Annotated in this window: 3 protein-coding genes and 1 pseudogene; all 4 read right to left on the reverse strand. The window is 53.2% G+C overall.

Annotated features, from left to right (window positions below; all coding sequences use genetic code 11):
• Window positions 1-613, reverse strand: a pseudogene (locus tag AQR02_RS34655) (serine protease); the annotation flags it as partial.
• A 353-nt stretch (window positions 614-966) separates the two neighbouring features.
• Window positions 967-2,433 carry a S41 family peptidase gene (locus AQR02_RS20020; RefSeq protein ID WP_054942226.1) on the reverse strand — a complete coding sequence of 489 codons (1,467 nt, stop codon included), beginning with the start codon at window positions 2,431-2,433 and terminating at the stop codon, window positions 967-969.
• A gap of 114 nt (window positions 2,434-2,547) precedes the next feature.
• A complete protein-coding gene (locus AQR02_RS20025; protein WP_054942227.1) occupies window positions 2,548-3,837 on the reverse strand; it encodes a murein hydrolase activator EnvC family protein in 1,290 nt (429 codons plus the stop codon).
• A gap of 57 nt (window positions 3,838-3,894) precedes the next feature.
• On the reverse strand, window positions 3,895-4,267 hold a 373-nt coding region (locus AQR02_RS31495), incomplete at its 5' end, for an FtsX-like permease family protein (RefSeq protein WP_148449178.1).

Genomic DNA, 4,267 nt, shown 5'->3' on the forward strand with positions numbered 1-4,267 from the left:
TGATTCCCGTCCCGGAGGGAATCAGCAGGAACAGCGGCAGCGGCCAGAAGGCCTCAAGCTGGTAGCCGCCGACGACCTTGCCGCGCTTGCCTGCCAGGAAAAGCGGCGTCGCCAGCCGTGCGCCCTGCCAGCGCGCGAGCAGCGCTTCCGCGAGATGAAGCAGCGCGGCCAGCACAAGCAGCGCCGGGATATCCATCTCCCGCAGCGCCGTTACCAGCCTGCCGGCCGTTCCGTCCTGAAGTAGATCCGGAAAGAACGAGAAGATAAACTGCATAATCCCTAACAAGCCTATGGAGTAAGCGAAGCATAAATACCGCACACGGAATAACATCAGGATCAGACTGACGATCCAGATACAAATTACAGCATCAGGCGGGAGAGAGATCCCCAAGGCTACAGCAGCCAGTGAAACCAGCAGCCCCATCATAAGTCCGCTCCAAATCGTCCGCCAGGTTTCCGCGCCCCAGCTGTGCTGCTTCACATGAATCAGTTTGCGTTCCAGCGCAACCTGTCTGCGGTAGTAAAGGGCTATAAATAAAAGTGCAATATAGTAATAAGGCTGTATCAGCAGATGTATGACCGCTGTGCCCAAGCTTGTTAGCAGTTCTAGCATATCATTCAAACCGTCGTCACACTCCTTTATGCTGAAGATAGCGAGCTTTCCTGCAGAAAGCTTTTAGCGGATGCCAATGCTCCGTAGGCTCAAATACCATCTGATTGCTTATGATTGTACTTTGTACAGTAGAACGCTCAAGATTCATCGACAAATCGCATTCTGCTGTACAAAGTGCAATAGCTTTTGTTTTCCGACTGAATTCGCAGGGATCTGCTGCACAAAGTACAATAGAACATACCCGTACTTTTTTGGAATGAAATCTAGTACCATAACTTTTGATAGACTCTTCTCAACTTTTCAGCTTCGAAATATATTCATTCTAGAAAAAAAGAAGGCTGAATTCAGCCTTCTTACTTTTTCGACGCCGCTTCCTTAATTTCCTTCCGTACCTCTTCGATTCCCTTGTTGCGCTGGTTGTCATGGGCCGGGTCCTGAATGACTTTGATCAGTGCCAGCTCCAGTGCTTCTGCGGTCTTGGCATCGATAATACCCGTTGCCTGCAGCTTGGATGCACTCTGGAATTTCTTCACCGCATCCTTCGTTCCGGCATCGAAATATCCGTCTTTGCGGCCCGGCTTGTAGCCCAGACCGTCCAGCATCGTCTGCGCGCTCTTCACATCCGAGCTGTTCATGTTGTATTGCAGGGTCACACTTTTGTTAATCGGTGCCACCGAGAAGTAATCCGGCTGCGCCACCGCGATATCCGGCTTGATACCCTTGCCGTGAATCCAGGTACCGTCCGGCGTCAGCCACTTGGCGATGGTAATCTTGAGCAGGCTGCCATCCCCAAGCTCTTTCTCAAAGCTTGTCTGCACCGTGCCCTTGCCGAACGAATTCTCGCCGATCAGCTTGGCTCCGGCCGATTGCTGCAGAGCCCCGGCCAGAATCTCCGATGCGCTTGCGCTGCCTTTGTTCATCAGAACAACGACAGGATAATCCTTACTTGAGCCTTTGGAGTTATAAATGTCGAGCGGCTTGCCTTTCTCATCTACCTGTACAATCGCCTTGCCTTTAGGCACGAACAGCTCCGCCATCTCGATAACTCTTTGCAGCACACCGCCGGGATCATTGCGGACATCAATGACGAGTCCTTTCATGCCCTGCTTCTCCAGACTAGCCAGCTCTTCCTTAAACCGCTCGGCGGTGTTCATGGAGAACTGGGTAACTTCGATTACGCCGACTCCGTCCTTTTCCATGGTGGCATAGACGGTTTCCAGCTTCACATCATCGCGGGTAATCACGAACTCCAGCGGCACCGCAGAACCTGTACGCTGGATCTTGAGCGTAGCCTTGCTGCCCTTAGGCCCCCGGATCTTGGCCACAGCATCATTCAGCTCAAGCCCGTCCAGGGATTCGCCGTTCACCGACAGAATAATATCCTTAGCCTGAATCCCGGCCTTTTCAGCCGGCGCTCCCTTGATCGGTGAGACAACGACGACCTTGCCGTTATCCGAGGATACCTCCGCACCGATTCCTGAGAAGGAACCTTCAATACTCTCCTCGAATTTCTCGGCGGTTTCTTTGCCCATATAATTGGAATAAGGGTCTCCCAATGCTTCCATCATACCGTTGACAGCACCATCGATCAGCTTGTCCCGGTCTACAGCCTCGTAATAGTTCGATTCAATCAGGCTCAGCGCGGTACCCAGCTTCTGGGATTCCTTCTCCTGTAAGCCGCTGGTCTGCAATACCGCAGCCACGCCTTCACCGGCAGCTTGTCCGAAGACCTGCGCATAGCCGGTCACGCCCAGGGTCAGGAGGCTGCCGCATAACAACGCAGCGACGATCATAAAGGCCGCCGTGCTTTTCTTTAACATGATGTTCCCACCGTCCCTTCATGTAGAGCTCGTGTATCCCGTAGCCGTCCGGAAAGGACGGTATCTCTTCCAGTATATGCCGCAGCGTGTATTAATATTTATTAGGCCTAAAATTTAGAGATACGGCATCGGATCGACGGTTTTACCGTCAATCCGCACCTCGAAATGAAGATGCGGGCCTGTAGAACGACCGGTCGATCCCGATTCGGCGATGACCTGGCCTCTGTCTACCTTCTCGCCGGTTTTGACTTTTAGACCGCCTTCACGGATATGGCCGTATAGTGTCCATACACCGCCGCCGTGATCGATGATCACGCAGTATCCGTAGCCGCTCCACCATTCGGCGACCAGTACGGTCCCGGAATCAGCGGCATGAATGTCCGTCCCCTGTGCAACCGCAAAGTCTACGCCGGTATGCATTTTGCCGACTTCACCGGTTACCGGATGTGTCCGGTAACCGTACCCCGAGGAAATCCGCGCCGAGCCTACAGGGAGCAGGAACGGTCCGTTACCTCCGGCATATTCCGAGGATGAGCTTGAACTGCTGACGCTTCTGGAGGCTTTGGCTTTAGCTGCAGCTGCGGCTCTGCGCGCCGCTTCCGCCTTGGCCGCAGCCGCTTTGCGTGCCGCTTCCTCCGCCTTTATTTTGTCCTTCTGCTCTTCAAGAGCCGAACGTTCGCTGGCCAGCTGCACCAGCTTAGCGTTCTGCTCTTCATTAACTTCATCAGCTTCATGGATCTCTTCATCGTAATAAGCGATAAGCTCCTGCTTCTCGGCTTCCTTCTCCTTAAGCACCGTGCGCTGGGATTCCAGATCCGTATAGAGCTGCTTGGCCTGGGCGTATTGCCCCTCAAGCTCCTGCTTCTTCGCGATCACTGTCTGCTTGTCCAGCTTATGCTGCACCAGCAGATCCTGATCCTGGTCTACAATCATCTTCAGCGAGTCGGCCCGGTCCAGGAAATCCGAGAAGCTCGTTGAAGACAGCAGTACGTCAAGATACGAAACTGCCCCATCTGTATACATCAGTCTGACGCGGGATTCCAGCAGTTTCTCACGCGAAGCAACACGCGCCTCCGCTTCATCCAGCTCGGCCGCCGTAACATTCAGCGACTGCTCCGTGCTGGCGATTTTGCCGGAGATGGTCGTCATCTCACCTTTTACCTGGGCAATCTGATCCAGTACGTACTGGAGATTCAACGTTGTTTTGTTCTTATAGTGCTGGGCTACCTGATTGCGGGAAGCGGCTTGCTCCTGTGCTGCCTTAGCGGCCTGCACCTCTTGCTGCAGCTTCTTCAGCTGCTTATCTATTTCCGAAACCGTTGTTTTCTTGGCATATCCGTCAGAGGGCCCTAATAAAGTGACAGCCAGCAGTGCTACGGCTAATCCGGCGGCAATCTTCTTCAACTCGCACTCCCCATCCTTTTACTCATTTATTTAAAGTTGCTTAACAGTGAACTGACATTATACTCTCAGGAATTTGCGGATTGACACGGTACTTCCCCAGACGCCGATCAGTACGCCCAGACCGACCAGCAGCCCGCAGAGCAGCACCCAGATATCTTCAAACGGGATGAGCTGCAGTCCCAGCATCGGATCTCCCTGTACGGAATTCGTAAGACTGCTGTATCCGATATACAGCACGCCAGAGGTCACAAGTGAACCAACCAGCCCGATGAGCGCCCCCTCAATAAAGAACGGCCAGCGGATAAAATAATTCGTCGCCCCCACCAGCTTCATGATACCGATCTCCTTGCGGCGGGCGAGAATCGTTACACGAATCGTATTGGAAATCAGGAACATCGACATCAGGGCCAGACCTGCTACAAAAATAAAG

It is taken from the genome of Paenibacillus ihuae, from assembly GCF_001368795.1.
GTDB lineage: Bacteria > Bacillota > Bacilli > Paenibacillales > Paenibacillaceae > Paenibacillus_AQ > Paenibacillus_AQ ihuae.

Coding starts and splice junctions, on each gene's coding strand:
- AQR02_RS20020 (WP_054942226.1), bottom strand. CDS start 2,433: ATGTTAAAGAAAAGCACGGCGGCCTTTATGATCGTCGCTGCGTTGTTA.